The organism is Salinicoccus albus DSM 19776 (assembly GCF_000385175.1).
GTDB lineage: Bacteria > Bacillota > Bacilli > Staphylococcales > Salinicoccaceae > Salinicoccus > Salinicoccus albus.
In genome coordinates this window covers 37,166-56,490 of the sequence record NZ_ARQJ01000023.1, presented here as the reverse complement: position 1 = coordinate 56,490, position 19,325 = coordinate 37,166, and the positions used below count along the sequence as shown (strand labels likewise).

Here is a 19,325-nt window from a genome sequence, read left to right as displayed (position 1 = left end):
TTAGTATGCATTTAAAAAGTAAGCGTCTGATTAATCAGATGCTTACTTTATCATGTGCAATGGTTTAGAATGGAAGAGTATAAAACTAGAGGTTAAGGATCCGTGATCAATGAACTTTATAAAAAAACAGGATTATCCTGTCTTGTTGCTGCTTGGTCTGATGGTAGTATTTTTTATCACTTTTTTAGTTGCAGAAACGACGCTTATGGAGGATGAACAAAATACGCATACTTTTGAGGCGGCGGTAGAAACACAGCAGAATACCGGGACGGAGGACTTAAGGGTGCAGAATGAATCAGCGGTACCTGCTGAAGATGAAGAAATCAGAAATGCCATGGATATTTCTCGCAACAGTACAGATTATCAATTTCTCAGGCTGGACGAAACTGTGGATCTGAGTGCAGAGGAATTGAATCAGACGCTTGAAGGACGGGGCATTCTTGAAGGGCAGGGAGAGACGTTCCTGAATGCACAGGAGCAGCATGGGCTGAATGCATTGTATCTGATCAGTCATGCTCAGGTGGAAACCGGGAATGGTGAATCAGAGCTGGCACAGGGTATAGAAGTAGAGGGCACCACCTATTATAATTTCTTTGGCATTGGCGCATTTGATCAACAGGCTGTCTCTGAAGGTTCCAGCTATGCAGCCAGATCCGATTGGACCTCGCCGGAAGCGGCGATCATGCAAGGTGCACAGTTTATCAGCAACAATTATGTTGGGGCCGGCCAGGACACATTGTATGCAATGCGCTGGAATCCAGAAAACCCGGGTCAGCATTTGTATGCAACAGATATTGAATGGGCACTGAAAATTGGAAACATTTTGGAAGCCCACTATGACTCACATGGTATTTCTGGTGATCACTTCGATAAAGACTATTATCAATGAAAATGCCTGGTTAAGCGTCTCCGGGTTTTTCAAATTTTTACGCTTGCGCCTCTGTCTTCTGTTATCCGCCATGGATGAGTGTATATATTAAACGAATCCCCTCTGATAAAACCTGCAGCGGTAATATTGAGGTCATCTGCAAGCTTGATGGCCAGGTTTGTAGGGGCCGATTTGCTGAGTACGATGCCGACGCCAATCTTCGCAGCTTTGGTCAGAACTTCAGATGATATCCTGCCGCTGAATACGAGTGCTTTGTCACCGACGGGGATTCTGTGCTGGATACAATGGCCGTATAGTTTATCCAGCGCATTATGCCTTCCGATATCTCCGCGATGTACAATCATTTCTTCCGGTGAGCCGAGACTGGCATTATGGATGCCGCCGGTCTGTTTAAAGATGGTACTTGTTGCCTGCATGTCCTTCATCAGTGTGATGCACTGAGCGGGTGTAAGGGTCGTTTTTGACAATGATACTTTTGCGGTGTCTGCATCATTCTGAAAATAAAATTGCCTGCTTTTGCCGCAGCATGACCCGAGCACCCGTTTTGAATAATTGAAATGATCTGTCGGGATCTCCCGGTTCAATTTAACATGACAGAACCCCCCGTGGTCATCGAGGCTGATTGAAGCAATGTCACTGTATTTACGAACAGCCCCTTCCGATGCTAAAAATCCTAGGACCAGCTCTTCCAAATGATCCGGGGAACACACCATAGTGGCAAATTCCACATCATTCACATAAATTGTAAGCGGAAATTCTTCCGCGACAGTATCTTCTGTTTCTTCGAACTGTCCGTGCTTAAACCGGATTATTTCTCTGTCAGATGTGATTTTCAAAATCATCCCAACCTTTTAGTTAATTTGACCAAAGCCGATGTTTATCAGATATGTAATCAGTTTCATTTTAATGTGAAATAATACATTTGTAAATGAACTGAAATTTTAACGGCGTTCAGAAACTGATCAGGAATACAAATGCAGCTGCTTAAAAGTTTAGAAGCAAATTGTTCAAAAAGTCTGTGGTATGCTAACATATTAAAAAGTCTGAATAGAAGACACATTAAAAAAGTGAGGGAATGATATGGAACGTTCAAGATGGGGTTCTAAAATAGGTTTCGTGCTGGCAGCGGCCGGTTCGGCAATTGGACTGGGTGCGCTGTGGCGCTTTCCTTATATGACTGCTGAGCATGGCGGTGGTGCATTTTTACTCGTATTTCTGATTCTTACATTGTTTATAGGCACGCCGCTGTTACTGTCCGAGTTTGTTATCGGCCGGGCAAGTCAGCGTAACCCGATTGAGGGGTTTGAATATTTGGGAAGTAAAAAGGCGTATAGATTATTCGGCTGGCTTGGAAACATCGCAGTCTTCCTTCTTTTTTCTTTCTACAGCGTCATTGGCGGCTGGATACTGCTCTATCTGCTTGTTGCCATTGGAGATTTAGCCAGCGTAGTGGCGATCGAAGATTATGGTGTCGCATTTGAAAATATAATTGCAAATCCATTTTACGTTATTATCGCACAGGCCGTATTTATATTCTTAACAGCTTTCATCGTAGCACAAGGCGTTCAAAAAGGATTGGAACGTGCCTCTAAAGTGATGATGCCGATGCTGTTCATTTTATTCCTGATTGTCATTATCCGCTCAGTGACACTGCCGGGTGCAGGGGAGGGGCTCAGTTTCTTCCTGACTGCGGATTTCTCCCAGATCAGTGCTGAAGGGCTGCTCTATGCACTTGGACAGTCATTTTTTGCATTGAGTATTGGCGCAACAACAATGATTACTTATTCTTCGTATTTAGGAAAAGAACAAAATTTAACACAGTCCGCAATTTCAATTGTGCTGATGAACGTAGCCATTTCAATCATGGCCGGTCTCGCAGTATTCCCTGCTATTGCTTCACTGGGTATGGGCGCTGCTGAAGGGCCGGGTCTGGTGTTTATCGTACTGCCGCAGGTGTTTCAAGCTATTCCGCTGGGCATGCTGTTCTATATCCTCTTCCTTGGTGCATTCCTGTTTGCAACACTGACCTCTTCCATTTCTATGATTGAGATCAATGTGGCGAATACAATTAAAGGAAATGAAAGAAAACGCCGCAGTAAAGCGTACTTATTCGGTTTCTTCGTGCTGCTTGCAGGCATTCCTTCTTCATTGTCATACGGCGTGCTCAGCGATGTCATTCTATTCGGACGCTCCATTTTTGACAATGTGGATTTCCTGGTTTCAAATATCATGTTACCGACAGGCGCATTTATCTCTACAATCTTCGTCGGTTACATCATGGAACGAAGGATTGCTATGGAGCAGCTTAATGTAGATGAAAACGGGAAATTACTGGGCGTTTTCAAGCTATGGATATTCATGCTGAGGTACGTGCTGCCGGTTGCAATTCTAATCGTCTTTGCAGTCAGTATATTCGGATAGGACGAATCAATGCACGCATTGGAGAATCTTTTTGGATTCTCCAATTTTTTGTTTAAAGACCATATAAAAAAGTATATCATTAATCCATGTTAGAAAAACTAACATGGATTAGGAATATGGAGAAAATTATGCTATTTTATGTATATGATTTGAGGTGATCATTTTGGATACCGACCAGATGAGACGCAGTACACCTGTTTTTCCCATGTCATCAGCCATGAAATTGACTGGACTGACAGCAAGGCAGATCAGGTATTATGAGACGCTGTCGATGATTCAACCCGAGCGTTCTGAAGGAAATCATAGAAAATTTTCGATGAATGATCTGGATACACTGCTGAGTATTAAAAATTACATGGAGAAAGGGTTTACTACGAAACGCATCGGCGAACTTCTGAATGAGCCGAAAAAGTCAAGTACACCCGAAGTGCTGAAACATGTTGGACATCAGAAACCAATGCTGAACCGCGGAGATCTATCAAGGTTTTTTACTAAAAGATAAGGAAGTGACTTATGAGTAAATTTACAAGAGAAGACATTAAAAGGATTGCAGAAGAGGAGAATGTCAGGTTTTTGAGATTACAGTTCACTGATATTCTAGGAACGATCAAAAATGTTGAAGTGCCTGTCGGTCAATTGGACAAAGCCTTAGATGGAGAGATGATGTTTGATGGATCCTCAATCGAAGGGTTTGTGCGAATTGAAGAATCTGATATGTATCTCGTACCGGACCTGGATACTTGGACAATTTTCCCCTGGACTGCAGGTAATGGAAAAGTGGCAAGATTGATTTGTGATATTTACAATGTGGATCGCGAACCCTTTGAAGGAGACCCGCGTTCAAACTTAAAACGGGTGTTGAAAGAAATGGAAGACATGGGCTTCTCAGATTTCAACTTAGGCCCTGAACCTGAGTTTTTCCTGTTCAAATTGGATGAAAACGGACGTCCGACGACAGAGCTGAATGACCAGGGCGGGTATTTTGACCTTGCACCGACAGATTTAGGTGAGAATTGCCGCAGGGATATTGTACTGGAGCTCGAAGACATGGGCTTCGATATTGAAGCCTCCCACCACGAAGTGGCCGAAGGACAGCATGAAATTGACTTTAAATACGCAGATGCAATCACCGCATGTGACAATATCCAGACGTTTAAACTTGTTGTCAAGACTGTGGCAAGAAAGCACAATCTGCATGCGACGTTCATGCCAAAACCGTTGTATGGTATCAACGGGAACGGTATGCACTTCAACGTTTCATTATTCAATGGCAATGAAAATGCATTTTTTGATGAGCATGATGACATCGGCCTGAGTGAAGATATGCGGTACTTCATGGCGGGTATTCTAAAACATGCCAGGGGCTTTACGGCCATCTGTAACCCGCTTGTTAACTCATACAAACGACTTGTGCCGGGATATGAAGCACCAAGCTATGTTGCCTGGAGCGGCAAAAATCGCTCTCCGCTGTTAAGGATCCCCTCTTCACGCGGACTTTCCACACGGGCAGAAATCAGGTCAGTGGATCCATCGGCTAACCCTTACCTGGCATTAGCTGTAATACTGAGAGCCGGACTTGATGGCATTAAGAATAAAACAGAACTGCCTTCACCAGTCAATGAGAACATATATGAAATGACCCGGGAGGAAAGAGAAGCGGTAGGTGTTGAAGATCTCCCGTCCACACTGTATACCGCACTAAAAGCGCTAAAGGAGGATCATCTTGTGCAGGATGCACTTGGTGAACATATATACAGGCAGTTTGACGGTAATAAGACTGTAGAATGGGATATGTACCGCGCCCATGTATCGGAATGGGAAATCAATCAGTATCTGAGTCAGTATTAATTACGGACATGTTCAGACAGTATTAATATCATCCCCCTTGAAGCAGGACTTAGAAAGTATCTGTTTCAGGGGGATTTTTATGTTGGAACAATTGAAGAAGCTCGCCAGGTATTATGATGAAGTATTGAGTATGCCGCACCGGCAGGAAATTGCCCGGGAGCTGAGGGATCAGGACGATTTGTTTTTACTGATGTTATATTCAGAAATGATCGGCATACCGAATCCGGTTTATTATTATACGCTGGAATTATATCCATATATGATTGAGGAGTTCCATGATTGGCATTTGCGCATGGGCATGGATAAATCCCCGCTGACCGGTATACGCTGTTGTTAGAACTAATGCTCTTCGTATGAATGGTATAATGGAAAATCGAGGAAAGGAAGTTTTGTCACGTGCAGGGTTTAGAAAAGAAAATTATTTTTGTCGGCGGCAAAGGCGGTGTAGGGAAATCGACATCTGCGGTGGCAATCGCATGGAAAGCAGCCGGAGAAGGGAAAAATACACTTTTGATTTCGACTGATCCTGCGCATAATTTAGGTGATATTTTTGGTAAATCGATTGGAGGCAGTATCACTAGAGTTTCGGATTATCTGTCTGCACTTGAAATTGATCCGGCAGCGGAAACAGAAATGTATATACAAGGCGTCAAAGAAAATATCAAAAGTGTCATACAATCGAGCCGGATGGATGAGGTCAACCGCCATCTCACGACCGCAAAATCGTCACCAGGCGCAGAGGAAGCTGCCTTGTTTGATAAACTGGTTTCAATTATTTTGGAAGAAAGTGATGCTTACGATAAGGTCATTTTTGATACTGCTCCGACCGGCCACACAATCCGGCTGCTGTCATTACCTGAGTTGATGGGAGTCTGGATTGAGGGCATGCTGAAGAAACGTCAGGAGACAAATGAGAATTATACGCAGCTGCTTAACGATGGCGATCCGGTGGAAGATCCCATTTATGACGTTTTGAAACAGCGTCAGGAACGTTTTTCCAAAGTCCGTGAGATCATGCTCGACGGGGATACGACTGGTTTTGCCTTTGTCATCAATCCCGAACGCCTGCCGATTGCAGAAACACAAAAAGCGATCGAATTACTCGATCAATACCATTTGCATGTAAAGACGCTGATTATTAACAAAGTTCTGCCGGAAGTAACGGAAGGTGATTTTCTATTACAGCGGAAAGCACATGAACAGCAATACCTGGATATGATCAGGGAAGTATTTGTGGAACAGGAAAAGATCTATATTCCATTGTTTCCGCACGATATTACTGACAGGGAGCACCTTGAAACATTCAGCCAGTATTATTAGGGAACGTAAAAAACACCTCAAAATGAGGTGTTTTTTTTATCATTCATATATTGTGTAGTCTTCAGATAAGTCATCAATTTCATTGCTGAGGCTTGTCTCAGAAATGTTTCTTGCATTATATCCGATTCTTTCCAATGTACTGATGAGGTCTACGTATAAAAGACCGCCGTCAGTGGAGCATTGCCCCTTATTGAGTCTTTTTACATGTTGTTTTCTAAGTTTATTCTCAATTTTATAAGATTTTTGACTCAGTCTGATGACTTCTTCCAAGTCCTGTGTGTCATAGACATCCAGCGTGTCTATGGCTTTTTTATATGACATATGGACATATTCATATAAGTCTTCAAGTCCTGTCTGTGCGGCTTCTGAAAGCTTGATGTCTTCTCTGAACTTTTTGTGGTAGCTGTCTGCGAAATCGGTCATCTGGGCAGTGGCTTTATAGAAAATCCGTGTAACTTCTAAAAGTGTTGCCTGTCTTTCAATATCTTCCTGGGAGATATCATACTTCGATGCATTGATCAGGTAGTTTCTGATGCTGTCCTGCAATGCTTCAACCACATTGATCTTTTCCTTGATACCCTTATAAACCTTAGCATTATTGGTTTCGCTGTATTCTTTTGCATCCTCCAGGGTGCTGAGAGTCAGATTGCCGAGATTCTTAACCTCTTTCTGCGCTCCCTGAATCGCAAGCGAAGGTGAATTCTTCAGGAGCAGTGGATCCAGATGATTCGGTTTAAACTCCTCGGCAACATCCCTTCCCGGAATAAGTTTGGTCACAATCCAGGCCAGAACAAATATGAACGGCAGCTGGATCAACGTGTTGGAGATGTTAAAGAATCCGTGTCCAAAAGCGATGGTCATTTCCGGATTCAAATTCATAGAGTTCTGGAAGAATTCTATGAGTGAAACAAACAGTGGCATGATGATCAGAAAGATTACAGCGCCGAGCAGATTGAAAATCACGTGCACTGCAGCAGCACGTTTGGCTGTGATGGAGCCCACAAGTGCAGCCAATATGGCGGTGACCGTCGTACCAAGGTTGTCACCAAGCAGTATCGGCAGCGCTGCGCTGAGCTCCAGCAGATCATTCGCATAGAACCCCTGAAGTATCGCAATTGTTGCACTGGAACTCTGTACGATCAACGTGAGCACGGTCCCGACGCCAAGGCCGAGGAATGGGTTCTCGGCCATATTCAGCATCAGGTCTGAAAAAGCTTCCAAGTCAGCCAGCGGCCGCACCCCTTGACTCATCAATTCCAGACCATAGAAAAGCGCGCCAAACCCAAAGAACACTCTGCCGGTATTCACTACTCTCGGATTGTTACCCATGAAGAAAATCAGGAAAGCGCCAAGCGCCAGTATTGGCAGGGCATACTCTCCGATATCGAGTCCGATGATAAACGCAGTGACAGTTGTTCCGATGTTTGCCCCCATAATTACACCGATTGCCTGTCTTAAAGTCATAAATCCTGCTGATACAAGCCCGACCGTAATCACTGTTGTACCAGTACTGCTTTGGAGCAAAATAGTGACGACTATCCCTGCGAGGATCCCTTTGATCGGATTCGAGGTCATACGGTTTAGTATATCCCGAAGACGATCGCCCGCAGCTGCCTGAAGTCCATCCCCCATCTGTTTAATGCCATAAAGAAAAATCCCTAGTCCGCCGAGAAAAAGGAAAACGACGTCAATCGGATTTATTTCCATAAAATTCCTCCACACAGGCACATGGGTACCTTTACATTATTTTAATGAATTTTACCTAATATTTACTTGTGATGTCACGATTCATATTATAGGACGGAATATAAAAAAATGCATCAGGAAAAATAAATTAACCCAGGTTAAATTATCATGTTCACTAAAGTTTAATCTAATGTCATTTTAAATAGGCTGTGAATGATATATCAAGTTGAATGAATTATGATGCTTGTACATTAATAATTATAAAATAATTATGATGTTCAGTCGACACGGTTCATGCAATATGAGACACTTGAAATCATTATTAATTCATGACTATGAAAGGGGGAAATAACTGTGACGGTGGCATTGTTTGATGTAGATGGTGTATTTTTGAGCGAAGAAAGATGTTTCGATGTTTCAGCGCTTGCTGTACATGAAATGCTGTACAGTCCAAGATATCTGAATCTGGCACAGGGAACATTTAAAATTCATTATAGCGACGCAGAGATAGATGAGATAAGGACCTCTGTATTTTCAGGAGATGAAGTATTGGAAAGATTTAAGAAAATGGGCTTGAATTCCAATTGGGATATGTTGTTTGTCACCTTCTCTGTGATCTATATCGACCTGATTAAACAGGCTGAACTCAGTGCCGGCAGCATAGATTTTGCAGATATATACAAAGTCGGGAAGATGCTTGGTAATGCAGAACCGGAGTACAGCCGGGTCGTTGAGTTTCTGAAAGACGGGGATTATACGAAGGACACCATATACACAGCACTGATTGAGAGGGCGGTTAACGAAATCGGTCTGTCAGATTCCACAGTGTTTGATATGCATGGGCCCATCTGGAGACGCGGCCAGTATAAGTACCAGGAATGGTATCTGGGCAGTGAACGTGTACTGGATTCTACAGGTATGGAGGCTGAGGAACCAGGAAAACAGGGGTTTATCCACGATGAAGAGTGGATTCGCCAGCCCTCGGAGATTAAAGCGATGCTGAAACGTCTTCTTGATGCCGGAGTTGAGATTGGTGTTGCCACAGGGAGACCGAGACAGGAAACGCTCATTCCTTTCAATCAGCATGGCCTGATGGAAATATTCAGAAGTAACAGAGTATCTACAGCTTCAGAAGTTCTTGCTGCAGAGGATACGGTTAAGGTGACTTCATCGCTGGCAAAGCCGCATCCATACAGTTATCTATGGAGTCTGTACGGTCAGGATGAAGCACATTTTGAAAACGCGATTGACAAAAAGAATACTGCTGATGAAAAGATTTTTATCGTCGGAGACTCTATTGCCGATTTCTATTGTGCGGACGCAATCGGTGCCGAATTTATCGCCACGCTCACAGGGCTGACAGGAGATGAAATCATTCCAAGCTTTGAGGCCCTGGGTGTGACGAACATTACCGAATCAGTGCTCGATGCAGAAGAGATCATATTAAACACCGGGGAAGCTGAGAAAAGCTTTCGTGAATAAAAAGGCGAATGAAAATCCTGAAAAGGACTTTCATTCGCTGTTTTTATGTTTTAAGACAGATCCACTTGTTTAAGGTTGTGGAAGCCTTCGATTTCGGCGAGCTCATCCATCGCTTCAGCGTTGACATTCTGATCAAGGGAGAGGGACAACAATGCGTTGCCGCCTTCGTCGTAGCGCCCGAGCTGCATGCTTGCGATGTTGACCGCATACTTGCCGAGGGTAATGCCCATTTCGCCAATAATACCCGGCCTGTCCTGATGATTGATAAATAGCAGGTGCTCGGCCGGTTTAATGTCGACCCGATACCCGTTAATCTTGACGATACGCTCCCCGTAACCGTTCAGGACACTTGCGCCGAGTACAAGTGTCTCCTCATCGTTGACCAGTTCGGCTTCGAGATAGTTGCTGTAGCCATGCGCCTTCCCTTTTTTCTCCACCTTATAAGTCACATCCTGTTCTTGCAGCAGATAGAGTGCATTAATGATATTTACGTGCTCTCCAAGGTGGGGTTTCAGCATGCTGGAAACAAAAGAGCGTGTCAGCATGCTTGTATCATCAATTGCGAGTTCACCGTGATACTTCAGTTTCACTTCTGATGGCGGGCGGTTCATCAGCTGGATGGCAACTCCGCCCATATGATTTGAAATGTTCATGTAAGGTTTAAGTTCTTTATTTATCGTTTCATTGATACGCGGTGCATTGACCGCATGAATGATCGTATTATTTTCCAGAATATCGATTATTTCCCGGGAAACGCTGATTGCGACTTTCTCCTGGGCTTCCACAGTTGAGGCACCGAGGTGCGGGGTGACGACAATATTTGGATGACCGAGCAGTTTTTGGTCTGTCGGCGGTTCGTCTTCAAATACATCCAGAGCTGCACCTCCAATAAGTCCTTCCTCAAGCGCGTTAAGGAGTGCACTTTCATCGATGATTCCGCCTCTTGCAACGTTAACCACTTTCAGCCCCGGCTTCGCTTTCCTAAAGAATTCATCTCCCACAATGCCTTGGGTCTGCGGTGTCAGGGGAGTATGAACGGTTATGAAATCCGCCCGTTCTGCAATTTCATCTACTTCCATCTTTCCTATTTCCGCTTCCTGTGCTTTGTCATCTGACAGGTAAGGGTCAAATGCGATGATGTTCATACCAAAACTCTGCGCACGTTTGGCTACTCCGAAACCAATTTTGCCCGCTCCGAGGATGCCCAGCGTTTTGCCATACATCTCAGTCCCTTTGTGTGCTTTACGGTCCCATACGCCTTCTGACAGTTCCTTATGGGCAGATGGTATGTCCCGTGTGAGTGACAGCATCATCGCCATCGTATGTTCAGTTGCTGAGATTGTATTGCCGTCAGGCGCATTGATGACAATGACACCGTATTTTGTCGCTGCATCAATATCGATGTTGTCCACCCCAACACCGGCTCTGGCAACCACTTTCAGACGCCGTGCATATTGGATGATCTTGTCGGTGATCGTGGTCTGGCTTCTGACAATAATTGCTTCGTAATCGTGGACAATCTCCAATATTGCAGGTTCACTCAACCCTGTATTTACATCTATATCATAGTTGGGGTGGTCAATCAGTTCTTTAATGCCATCTTCATTGATCGGATCAAGGACAAGTACTTTAAAATTATTCATAGTATGCCTCCTGAGCAGCAGCAAGTGCTTTTCCATAGTATTTGATTTCACGGTAATCACTGACGATCGCTTCCAGAGCCGCGAGTACTCTGAGCATGTCATTGGGGAACATATATCCCATATGGCCGATGCGCAGTATTTGCCCTTTAAGTTCCTTCTGCCCTCCGGCAATCGTAATCTGGAAGTCGTTCTTCAGTCTTTTTTTGATAAAGGAAAGTTCATCTTCATTGGATTTGAACGCGGTGACTGTCGGCGAAGCGTATTCATCAGCGACAAGCATTTCCAGGTTGAGCGCCCGAAGTCCGGCGCGAAGCATATCACGCATTTTTGCATGCCGTGTATAAACATTGTCTATGCCTGACGATTCCAGCATTTCCAGTACTTTTTCCAATCCCTGTATCAGAGAAACAGCCGGTGTAAACGGTGTGGATTGGTCCTCCAAGGCATCATAATACCTGTTGATATCCAGATAAAACCGCGGGATGTCATTGTCGGCTGCTCTGTTCCTTGCCCTGTCGTTCATAGATACAAATGAAAGACCAGGCGGGAGCATTAAAGCTTTCTGGCTGCCTGTGACGAGACAGTCGATGTAATTTTCTGCCATATTAAATGCCATACCGCCGACAGCACTGACGCCATCAACGATAAACAGAGTCTGTTCATCATACTTCTTAACAGCTTTACCGAGACTATTCAGCGGATGGATCACTGCCGTTGATGTTTCACAGGCCTGGGTGAAAACTGCTTTCACATTGCTGATTCCGTTCATAAAATCTTCAAATTCATCAACATCAGCCGCATTCCCCCATTCAACCTCAAATATGTGGACATCGACAGGGTATGTTTTGGCAATATTTCTGAAACGGTCACCGAATGCGCCGCTGACTATGATTACTACGGCTTCCTGTGTTTTTACGAGATTGACCATAGCCGTTTCAAGCGCACTGGTCCCGCTGGAGGACAGTATCACTACAGGATCGTCGGTGCCTAATACGTTTTTCAATTTTGGCTGAATATTTTCCATCAGCTGATTAAAGTCATTTGAACGATGGCCGATCATACCTTCGGACATTCTGCTGGTAACTTCAGGCGGGATAGGGGTTGGGCCGGGTGTAAGCAACAGTTTTGGTTCCATTTGATTTCCTCCATTTAAAATAGATGTAAACCATGATAACAAAATTATCTGTATTTTCCATCAATAACGCAGGTGATCTGTCCGCAGAAGTATAATTTTACAAATGAATACGATTTCATCAATTATCCTTGCCTGCTTTCAATATTTCATCTACAAGCGTGTGGGCTTCCTGGTATTGTTCCCTGTATGATTCACCATCTAAAATATGGGTGAGATCATTTAACTGCTGATCCTCAATTTCCTGCAGGATCATTTCATGCATCCTTTGGTTATAGGATGCATGCACGTCCTGGTCTCCAGCGGGCGGGAGCACCAGGACGAGGGACCAGTTCTGAAGCTGGATGAAATAATCAAACACGGCTCTTAATTGATTGAATTCTTCGCCGTCCGCGTACATTTTCATGTGGATCTTTGTCATCATGACATCCGTATCTGCGAAAAATACTTTTCTGGTTTCAGGTGAATGGATGTTTTTTTTGTTGACCTCGAACTGGCCTGTTCCCATTGCATGAAAATCTTTAACATCGAGCTCATCATTCTCAATCTTATTGTCAGAAAGATATGTTTTGACATAATCCGCTGAGTAACTGGTGGAGTATCTTCTTGCGAGATCCTGAACCAGAGAGGATTTGCCGGTCGCTGTTGCACCGATGACGAGGACATTCTGTACGAAAAATCTTCTGAACGGCCGGGTGACATAATCCCAGTTTAGAATAGGTTCTTCACGAATGCTTGTGCCGCTGATACCCAGAATCTTACGATCGACCATCGTAATCTGTGTATCAATGTCCGGCCACTCTCTGCCAAAGAAATGCTGAAGCGGTTCCGTATACTCCGGCTCCCCGATATAATAGGTCACTTGATTTACATCAAATTTCAGAAGTGCAATCCCTTCATCAATTTTCTCAGCCAGCATTTTCAGCCAGGGTTCCCACCCGTGAGGGTATCTGGGGATATCCGTTTCATTCAGTTTGAGAACTGTGACACTGTCATCATTGGCGAGGAGCTGCCGCATCGCTTTAACACGGTTTTCAAGTGTCATGCCGTAAGTCTGCCCGCGGTCGCCTTCGTAACCGCTCACAATAACAAGCGCATGTTTGTTCTCGCGTTTGGCTCGTATGATTTGTTCGAAATGCCCGACATGGCAGGGAGCGAATGTTCCAAAATAGATTCCTAAGTCTCTCACAATCAAAGTCTCCATTCATAATGTCTTATTAGGGCAGTTATATCAATATGTTCAATTTTTATCAAATAAGTTGTAGTGTATAAATATTGGTTCAGTACCGGAATGTGCTATAATCGCAGGGTAGATAAATATAGATTTAAACGACATGCGAGGTATACCGAATGATCAGATGGGTAAATATAGTAAAAGGGTTTCTAATGGGAATATGTGAATTGATCCCCGGAGTCAGCAGCGGTACAATGGCACTTTTGTTAGGCATCTACGATCAGTTTCTGGGCGCCATCAGCAGGGTTGTGTCAAAGCATTATAAAAAAGCGATACTGTTTCTGATCCCCCTTGTTATCGGCATGGGTATCGCAGTATTATCACTGTCATCCGTGATTGATTTTCTGCTGAAAAATCATATGGTCCCGACCCATTGGTTCTTCATCGGCCTGGTTGCAGGGGTCATTCCGATGATGCTCAGAATATCGAACTATAAAGTAGAATTCAAAGCCCCGCACTATACCCTGATTGCCCTCGCAATCGCCGGGCTCTTCCTGATGGGGATGGCGGGAGGTACCGAGGATACAGTACAGAATATCTCCATTACACTCCCTTTACTGATAGAATTATTTTTCAGCGGTATACTGGCTTCGTCCACAATGCTGCTGCCGGGAATATCCGGTTCACTGGTGCTGCTGATCATCGGTTCATATTCAGTCATCATATATTCGCTTAGTGAATTGACATCATTCAATCTGGAAGTTCTGCCGATACTGATTGCAGCAGGATTGGGTGTCATTGTCGGTCTGCTTGTTGCGAGCCGGGTCATCCAATACTTATTACGGCATTATACGTATCTGACATATGCTCTGATTCTCGGGCTCGTTGCCGGGTCGGTATTTGCAATTTATCCAGGCCTGCCGGCCTCCGGTATTTCCTGGGTAATCACAATTGCAGCAGCAGTATCCGGTTTTGCCATCAGCTGGTATATGGGCAGAGGTAACGAAGACACGATATAAAAAGAGGTGATTGTCATGCGCAGAATCCATCCCATTGCGCTTGAGTTCCAAAATTTCATCGAGGACACCATCGATTACCGTATTGGTGTCATTGGTCAGGTAGATGCCGGAAAAAGTGCACTTGTCAATGAACTTTCAGGTACGGCTGCGCATATATCCACACAGACCGATGCGACACGTACAATCATCAGACATGAGTACGGCAGGCGCGGATGGCTCCTGGATTTCCCGGGCGTCGGCACAGCTGAATACTCACCGAAGCAATATAAAAAGCTGCTCAGGAAAACAAACATCAAACATGTGCTGTACGTGTTCTCTTCAAAAATCAGAGAAGCCGATGAAGAAATAATCCGCTTCCTGGCAAAGAAAAAGATTTCTGTCACTTTCGTATACAATAAAGCGGACACCCTGACAGACGTATCCGGCCAGAAAGACAGCAGCACGCTGAAGCATGACAAGGATACAGAACTTCATGTCACGTTTAAAAGAGATCTGGACCAGCCCCTCCGCTATATTTTCGTCAGCATCAAAGATGATTACGGGTTAGGGGCTTTGAGAGCAGCGCTTAATCCAATCTTCGATGACAAGGATAGCACTTTTAACAAAAGAGCGGGAAGTGCAAAATATTTGGAGAAATTTTTGAATAAAAAACTCAACAGGCTGGGCACAAAGCTGCTGTCGCCTGGATTTAAAGACGTTATCTTAAAAAAGGCGTATAGATCGATCGAAGAGATGACAGAATCCCATTACTCAGTCACCGGACAGGACGAAGCAGCGGCTGGGATGGAAATCCCGCGGGCGGCTGACTATATTAACCGGGCAAAGGAATCGGACAAAGACGGTAAAACATCAAAGGAATACATCGGACGGCTGGCAAGTGTTTTCAGCACGGTATTTAAGCTGAGAAAACTGAATGTTGTATCATTCGTTTTCTCTACACTGGGCGAAATAGGGATCAGGAATATTTTCCCGGTGTTAAAAGGGACATTTGACTACGCTGGAGAAATGAACGATTTTGCCCGGGAAGTGCTGAAGTCACACAGAGGAGAAATAATCAGGAAACAGGAATCATGAATGTCCGCCGGGGGTTTTTAAAATGGCTGAAATGAAGCTTGAAAACGTTAAAAAAATTTTTGATGAAACACCTGTCATACACGAATTCAACCTGGAGATCCAGGACGGTGAGTTCATTGTTCTGGTCGGCCCGTCCGGCAGTGGAAAATCAACGATGCTCAGAATGATTGCGGGACTTGAAGCTGTGTCGGCCGGCAGCATTTATATCAATGGGCAGCGCATGGATGAAGTGCTGCCAAAACACAGGGACATTGCTATGGTGTTCCAGAATTATGCTTTGTATCCCCATATGAGCGTGTTTGATAATATGGCATTTGGACTGAAGCTGAGAAAAACACTGAAAGATGAAATTAAAACACGCGTGGAAAACGCAGCGGAAATACTAAATTTGACAGACTATCTGAACCGAAAGCCCGAAATACTTTCAGGCGGGCAGAAACAGCGTGTTGCGCTGGGCAGGGCAATTGTCCGTGAAGCCAATGTTTTTCTAATGGATGAACCGCTGTCCAATCTGGATGCAAAATTGAGGGTTCAGATGCGTGCAGAGATTATTAGGCTTCATAAACGGCTTTCTACAACCACGGTTTATGTTACCCATGACCAGACAGAAGCGTTGACGATGGCTTCAAGACTTGTTGTTTTGGATAAAGGAGAAATCATGCAGACCGGTTCGCCGAAAGCGGTCTATGATTTTCCGAAAAATGTCTTTGTGGCAAAATTCATTGGCGCACCGGCCATGAACATTTTCGAAGCTGAAATAGAAAATGGCAGACTTATCATCGGGAAATTGGTTATGGATCTCCCGGAATATCAGAGACATAAGCTGACGGAAGACGGGTATGAAGGCAGAAAGATAAAATTTGGTATTCGTCCGGAACATATAAAAGAAGTATCAGTTTTCAGCGGACTGGATGACGTTTGTGTATTTACTGCGGAAGTAAGGGTCAGTGAACTGCTGGGCGCAGAAGTGCTGCTGTACTCCGAACTAAACGGGCAGGAATTCATTTTCAAGGCAGGGGGAGATAAGGATGTGAAGCCCGGGGATGATGTGAAACTGGCTTTCGATATAAGTAAAGGGCATTTCTTCAACCCTGTGAATGATGAGCGGATTGTGGTTTTAGAGCAGACTCAGTCCGAAGCGAAAACGCTGAAATAATCCAAGGGCTGATCAGTGATCATACCTTATAATAGCAGGCTTTTTCATACATTAAAATCCGGGGAGAGTGTGCACTGATATGATATAGTTATAAAAAGAGGTGACACGGATGGTAAAATTTGATCATATTATTCACTATGTGAAAGATTTGCAGGATACAAAAAGTTCATCGCTCCTGCCTGTACATTCAGGCGGCAGGCACCAGCGGTTTGGTACAGCCAACCTTTTATCTTATCTGGATGACAGATATATTGAATTTTTATCTATCGAAGACGAGGCAGTATTTAAGCAGCATCTGGATGATGAGAAGGACTCCTTTGCAAAGACGATCGACACTCTTGGTTATGAAGAAGGGTTCATCAGATATGCACTCAGTACTGATGATATCGCCCAGCTTGCGGAGCGCTTTAAAGAAAAAGGGTTTTGTACCATCGGACCGATCTCTATGGAAAGAACGACCGACGGCGAAAAAATCAGCTGGCAGCTGCTGTATGTCCCAGGGGATGAAGTCATTTTCCCTTTCTTTATCCAGTGGGATGAAGCAGCCGAAAAAAGAGTGGAGCGGATCAGGCATCTGCGCGGTGACTTCATCCATCCGCGGCCGAAACTGAATATTCATCATGAAGTGAGAAACAGGGAGCAATGGGAGGCCTTTTATGATGTACTCGGGATATGGAATGGGGAAATTGATGCGCACACGAGTGTCACATTCACTGAAAATGAAAAACCGTCCCTTATCCTGGAGCTGGATATGAACGGTGAATCAGCAATATACAAAGGCGCAGTCTATAAGTTTATATAAACAATATATCCAAAATGGGAAAGTGCGATTAAACCGGTAACGGTACTCATGATCATTTCACTTTTAGTTCCTCTGACAAGAATATATGCAAGGGATAACAAAAAGGTGATGACTGAGAGTATGACTCTTAAACTCATCATGGCAATCAGGTCACCGCTCCCATACTGACCCAGCTGGATGATGCTGAACAAATTTACAATTGTGAGTATAATCAAAATTACAACTCTCATTATAACGCCCCTCCCTGGGAAATATTATATCAGATACTATTGAAATGGAGATTATTATGCTTAAATTGTTGAATATCATTAACACGGAGCACAATCGATTTGTTGAAAGCCATAATAATGGAGATCTTCTGCAGCTGACGGATTGGGCACAGTCCAAAAAGCTGACGGGCTGGTACTCCAGGCGTATCGCCGCCGGTGATGAAAACGGCAATGTGCTCGGTGTGGCGATGCTCTTATTCAAAAAAATACCGAAGACGAAGCATACCTTGTGCTATATCTCAAGAGGTTTCGTGTGTGATTACAACGACAGGGAACTTGTGAAGTTCATGCTGGATGAGACGCTTAAGATCGCCAGGGATGAAAATGCCTATGCGATAAAAATAGATCCGGATCTTCCACTCGAAGCACACCGGCACACCATCACTTTCCTTGAAAAGCTGGGTTTTAAACACCGGGGGCTGGCAGATGGCATGAGCAAGGACAATATCCAGCCAAGGCAGACGATGGTTACGGATATCGCCAAGGATGATAAAGCACTGCTTCAAAGCTTTGAAAGGAATAACCGGACAAAAGTAAGGAATGCGATCAGACGTGGTACAGTGGTATATAAAGCGGAGCGCGATAAATTACCTGTGTTTGTGGAACTGATGAAAGAAACCGGGGAACGGGACGGCTTTTTAACGCGGGATATCACCTACTTCGAATCCCTTTACGATCATCTGCATCCCAATGGACACCTGGAACTGTTCCTTGTGAAGCTCATGCCGGAAGAGGTCTCGGTGTCTCTCCAAAATGATTTATATAAAGTTGAGGAAGAGATGGAGAAAGCGCATAGAAAAAAGGAAAGCAGCAAGAAAGAAAATCAGTTGAAAGATCTTTCAAATCGCCGGGAGAAACTGTCCAGCCAGCTGGTGGAAATAGAAGTTGTCAAACAGGAGCATCCTGAAGGTGTCATTCTGGCCGGTGCGCTCCTCGCACAAGCCGGACATAAAGCCTATTATCTTTACGGTGCCTCTTCAGACGGTTATCGTGAATATCTTCCGAATCATCACTTGCAGTTTGAGATGATGAAGTATGCGAGGGAGAATGGTGCGAAAACCTATGACTTCGGCGGTGTCAGTGTATCGCCGGAGAAAGATTCCCCGCATTTCGGACTGTGGCAGTTCAAAAAAGTATGGGGGACTGAAGTCAGTGAGAAGATCGGTGAGTTTGACTATGTAATCAACAAACCTGTGTATACGATGGCTGAAATCGGTGTCCCAGCATTCCAAAAAGGGAAAGTGAAATTGAATCAATTGATAAAAAGAAGACGCCGTTGATGACGGCGTCTTTTTACAGATAAAAAGGTCTTAAAATTACTATAATCAATATGAAGACCAGGGATATTACTGATAATAAAAATAAGGATAAGGACAGTGTCAGGTGGATTTTACGGTTCTCGTAAAGATT

General features: G+C 44.2%; 18 protein-coding genes. 12 read left to right on the top strand and 6 right to left on the bottom strand.

Annotated elements, in window-relative coordinates; all coding sequences use genetic code 11:
• The first annotated feature begins 109 nt into the window (after positions 1–109).
• The gene (locus G343_RS0104360; RefSeq protein ID WP_020006895.1) at positions 110–889 is read left to right on the top strand and encodes an N-acetylglucosaminidase; all 780 of its coding nucleotides are present in this window, start codon (positions 110–112) and stop codon (positions 887–889) included.
• Between the two features lie 29 nt (positions 890–918).
• On the opposite strand, the gene fdhD is transcribed toward G343_RS0104360, so the two are convergent.
• Positions 919–1,731, bottom strand: a complete 813-nt coding sequence (gene fdhD / locus G343_RS0104355) for a formate dehydrogenase accessory sulfurtransferase FdhD (RefSeq protein WP_020006894.1) — start codon at positions 1,729–1,731, stop codon at positions 919–921.
• Between the two features lie 238 nt (positions 1,732–1,969).
• Here fdhD and G343_RS0104350 point away from each other — a divergent pair, with 238 nt between their 5' ends.
• The 5 genes from G343_RS0104350 (at position 1,970) to G343_RS0104330 (ending at position 6,478) form a co-directional block, all read left to right on the top strand.
• The gene (locus G343_RS0104350; protein WP_020006893.1) at positions 1,970–3,310 is read left to right on the top strand and encodes a sodium-dependent transporter; all 1,341 of its coding nucleotides are present in this window, start codon (positions 1,970–1,972) and stop codon (positions 3,308–3,310) included.
• A gap of 163 nt (positions 3,311–3,473) precedes the next feature.
• Entirely contained in the window at positions 3,474–3,812 is a 339-nt protein-coding gene (locus G343_RS0104345) for a MerR family transcriptional regulator (protein WP_020006892.1), read from the top strand.
• A gap of 11 nt (positions 3,813–3,823) precedes the next feature.
• Positions 3,824–5,158: a type I glutamate--ammonia ligase gene (gene glnA, locus G343_RS0104340; RefSeq protein WP_020006891.1), complete on the top strand. Its 1,335-nt coding sequence runs from the start codon at positions 3,824–3,826 to the stop codon at positions 5,156–5,158.
• A gap of 79 nt (positions 5,159–5,237) precedes the next feature.
• Positions 5,238–5,495 (top strand): cory-CC-star protein, encoded by a 258-nt coding sequence (locus G343_RS0104335; protein WP_020006890.1) that lies wholly within the window; start codon positions 5,238–5,240, stop codon positions 5,493–5,495.
• Positions 5,496–5,554: 59 nt separating this feature from the next.
• Positions 5,555–6,478: an ArsA family ATPase gene (locus G343_RS0104330; RefSeq protein ID WP_020006889.1), complete on the top strand. Its 924-nt coding sequence runs from the start codon at positions 5,555–5,557 to the stop codon at positions 6,476–6,478.
• Positions 6,479–6,517: 39 nt separating this feature from the next.
• On the opposite strand, the gene G343_RS0104325 is transcribed toward G343_RS0104330, so the two are convergent.
• The gene (locus G343_RS0104325) at positions 6,518–8,185 is read right to left on the bottom strand and encodes a Na/Pi cotransporter family protein (RefSeq protein WP_020006888.1); all 1,668 of its coding nucleotides are present in this window, start codon (positions 8,183–8,185) and stop codon (positions 6,518–6,520) included.
• Positions 8,186–8,518: 333 nt separating this feature from the next.
• On the opposite strand from G343_RS0104325, the gene G343_RS0104320 reads away from it, so the two are divergent.
• Entirely contained in the window at positions 8,519–9,646 is a 1,128-nt protein-coding gene (locus tag G343_RS0104320) for an HAD family hydrolase (RefSeq protein ID WP_020006887.1), read from the top strand.
• Positions 9,647–9,696: 50 nt separating this feature from the next.
• Here the strand turns inward: G343_RS0104320 and serA are convergent, their stop codons facing one another.
• From serA to G343_RS0104305, 3 genes are all read right to left on the bottom strand, one after another.
• A complete protein-coding gene (serA, locus tag G343_RS0104315; RefSeq protein WP_020006886.1) occupies positions 9,697–11,289 on the bottom strand; it encodes a phosphoglycerate dehydrogenase in 1,593 nt (530 codons plus the stop codon).
• Entirely contained in the window at positions 11,282–12,424 is a 1,143-nt protein-coding gene (locus tag G343_RS0104310; protein ID WP_020006885.1) for a pyridoxal-phosphate-dependent aminotransferase family protein, read from the bottom strand. Before G343_RS0104310 ends, serA begins: the two co-directional genes overlap by 8 nt.
• Before the next feature lie 118 nt (positions 12,425–12,542).
• Positions 12,543–13,610 carry an AAA family ATPase gene (locus G343_RS0104305; protein WP_020006884.1) on the bottom strand — a complete coding sequence of 356 codons (1,068 nt, stop codon included), beginning with the start codon at positions 13,608–13,610 and terminating at the stop codon, positions 12,543–12,545.
• A 161-nt stretch (positions 13,611–13,771) separates the two neighbouring features.
• Here G343_RS0104305 and G343_RS0104300 point away from each other — a divergent pair, with 161 nt between their 5' ends.
• The 4 genes from G343_RS0104300 (at position 13,772) to G343_RS0104285 (ending at position 17,646) form a co-directional block, all read left to right on the top strand.
• Entirely contained in the window at positions 13,772–14,614 is an 843-nt protein-coding gene (locus tag G343_RS0104300; protein WP_033426529.1) for a DUF368 domain-containing protein, read from the top strand.
• Between the two features lie 15 nt (positions 14,615–14,629).
• Positions 14,630–15,688: a GTP-binding protein gene (locus G343_RS0104295; protein WP_020006882.1), complete on the top strand. Its 1,059-nt coding sequence runs from the start codon at positions 14,630–14,632 to the stop codon at positions 15,686–15,688.
• A 22-nt stretch (positions 15,689–15,710) separates the two neighbouring features.
• Positions 15,711–16,844 (top strand): ABC transporter ATP-binding protein, encoded by a 1,134-nt coding sequence (locus tag G343_RS0104290; RefSeq protein WP_020006881.1) that lies wholly within the window; start codon positions 15,711–15,713, stop codon positions 16,842–16,844.
• A 109-nt stretch (positions 16,845–16,953) separates the two neighbouring features.
• Entirely contained in the window at positions 16,954–17,646 is a 693-nt protein-coding gene (locus tag G343_RS0104285; protein WP_020006880.1) for a VOC family protein, read from the top strand.
• On the opposite strand, the gene G343_RS0104280 is transcribed toward G343_RS0104285, so the two are convergent.
• Positions 17,631–17,876 carry a hypothetical protein gene (locus G343_RS0104280; protein WP_020006879.1) on the bottom strand — a complete coding sequence of 82 codons (246 nt, stop codon included), beginning with the start codon at positions 17,874–17,876 and terminating at the stop codon, positions 17,631–17,633. The genes G343_RS0104285 and G343_RS0104280 overlap by 16 nt on opposite strands.
• Before the next feature lie 56 nt (positions 17,877–17,932).
• Between G343_RS0104280 and G343_RS0104275 the strand changes: the two genes are divergently transcribed.
• A complete protein-coding gene (locus tag G343_RS0104275) occupies positions 17,933–19,195 on the top strand; it encodes a lipid II:glycine glycyltransferase FemX (RefSeq protein ID WP_020006878.1) in 1,263 nt (420 codons plus the stop codon).
• Positions 19,196–19,325 lie beyond the last annotated feature (130 nt).